This window comes from Citrobacter sp. S55_ASV_140 (assembly GCF_018919505.1).
In the GTDB taxonomy this organism is placed as follows: domain Bacteria; phylum Pseudomonadota; class Gammaproteobacteria; order Enterobacterales; family Enterobacteriaceae; genus Citrobacter; species Citrobacter werkmanii.
Window position 1 is genome coordinate 1 of sequence record NZ_JAHLQZ010000347.1, and the last position, 2,170, is coordinate 2,170.

Below are 2,170 nucleotides of genomic sequence, written 5' to 3' on the forward strand. Positions count from 1 at the left end.
TCCTGGAGGCGTAATGCAATTTCTGACATTGTTACTCTCTTAACCCCGGCGAGTCATTTGGTGACGCACCAATAAAATAACCGGTAGCGTGCCAGCTAAAACAATCATTAGCGCGGCGATAGCACCTTCTTCATAAGTTCCACGAGCGGCTTCCGCATACAGCAATGTTGCCAGCGTTTCGAAGTTAACCGGACGCAAAAGCAATGTTGTGGGTAGCTCTTTCATCGCGTCGGCAAAAACCAGCAGGGCGCTGCTTACCAGCGCCGGGCGCAGTAGAGGGAAATGAACCCGTGCAAACGTGCCCGCGCCATTCTCGCCCAACAGCCGGGAAGCCTGCTCCAGCGAAGGTGGAATGCGTCCCAGACCGGAATCCAGCGCGCCGATGGCAATCGCCTGGAAACGCATGGCGCAACAAATGACCAGCAGGATCCCGGCTGACATCAGCGGCAGGCCACGCACATCCAGCAAGTCAGCCAGCCAACGGTCAACCGCCATGGCGGGCGTTAAAAAACCAATCGCCAGGATTGTGCCGGGAACCGCGTAGCCTAAAGAGGCCAGACGCATCACGCCACGGCGAAACCCCGGCATCGCGTTGTCTGCAGCGCTATGGCGTGCGCTCCAGGCTACCAACATACTGACGCAAACCACCACCAGCGTGGTTCCCGCCGCGAGCAAGAGCGTATTTTGTAATGCTGACAGTAACGAGGGGGAAAGGAGGTTGTCATTGCCGATACGTTTGGCGCTTTCCCACATTAAAAACAGCACCGGGGCCAGAAAACCCAGCACAACCGGCAGCGAAATAACGGCACCAAGCAGCCAGCCGCGCCAACCCTGCACGCGCGTGGGTTGAATTTCCCGCAGACTGCGGCTGCTGAACCCCTGTTTTCTGCGGCCATAAAATTCCAGCGTCAGAATAAAGAAGATAAACATCAGCATCATGCAGGCGATTTGCGCCGCTGAAGATAAATCGGAGCGCGAGATCCACGTGGTGTACACGGTAACAGTTAACGTCTGCACCCCAAGGAATTCCGACGCGCCGATGTCGTTAAGCGTTTCCAGCAATGCCAGACTGATGCCAACGGCCAGGGCCGGACGTGCCATGGGGAGGGCAACACGAAAAAAAGTTCCGGTCGCGCTGCATCCCAGCGTACGTGCGGCTTCCAGTAAATGAGCCGGCTGGCTGATAAACATGGCGCGGGTGGTCAGGTACACGTAAGGATAAAGTACTAAGCCGAGCAGAATTATTGCACCGGATAGAGAGCGTAAATCTGGCAAGCGGAACTGTCGTGGGCTGTCAAAGCCCAGTAAGAAACGAATAAAGGTTTGCAGAGGACCAATCGGATGCAGCAGATCGAGCCAGGCAAAGGCGACGATGTAGGTCGGCATCGCCAGTGGCAACAGTAGCGCCCAACTGAGAATTTTGCGGCCAGGAAAATCCCATGCCGTCACCGCCCATGCGCTACCTACACCAATGACGCCGACCATCACGGCGACCCCCGCTAACAACAGTACGGTGTTTTTTAACGCGGCAGGCAACACCCACGTCAGGAGATTATCCCAGTGAGATAAATCGGCCTGGGTAGCCTGCCAGATCAGCGCAATGATGGGCGTCAGGACGCCAAGCGCCACGCACAGCGCGCCAAGATGCAACGGCGTTAATAATGACTGCGGCCCGGAAACCAGGCCGCGTAACGCTGGAAACTGCAAAGGTTTATTGATCGAATCCAACTTTATCTACCAGCAGGCTAGCTTGTTTACGATACTTCACGATTTCAGTTAACGGTGTCTTATCGACATCAATTTCACCGATGGTGGCGCTGATAACCGGATCAAGCGTTACGCCTTTCAATACCGGATATTCAAAGTTCGCTTTCGCATACTGCTGCTGGGCAGGCGCGGAAACCAGATACTCCATCAGCTTAACGGCATCGGCTTTATTTGGCGCATAGCGGGCAACGGCAGCGCCGCTGATATTGACGTGCGTGCCGCCATTCTCAAAGGTTGGCTTTACGACTTTGATGGCATCGCCCCATTGGCGAGCATCGCTGCCTTCTTTGGCATTTTTCATATGACCGACGTAATAGGAGTTAGCCAGACCGATATCACAAATTCCACCGAGGATATCGCGGGCAACGTCGCGGTCGCCGCCGGTGGCTTTACGGGCCAGGTT

Annotated in this window: 2 protein-coding genes; both read right to left on the minus strand. The window is 55.4% G+C overall.

Annotated features, from left to right (window positions below):
- Positions 1-39: 39 nt before the first annotated feature.
- Positions 40-1,728, minus strand: a complete 1,689-nt coding sequence (locus KQJ18_RS23565) for an iron ABC transporter permease (protein ID WP_216422900.1) — start codon at positions 1,726-1,728, stop codon at positions 40-42.
- Positions 1,712-2,170: extracellular solute-binding protein (locus KQJ18_RS23570; protein WP_216422901.1), on the minus strand; the 459-nt coding region annotated here is incomplete at its 5' end. The genes KQJ18_RS23570 and KQJ18_RS23565, both read right to left, overlap by 17 nt.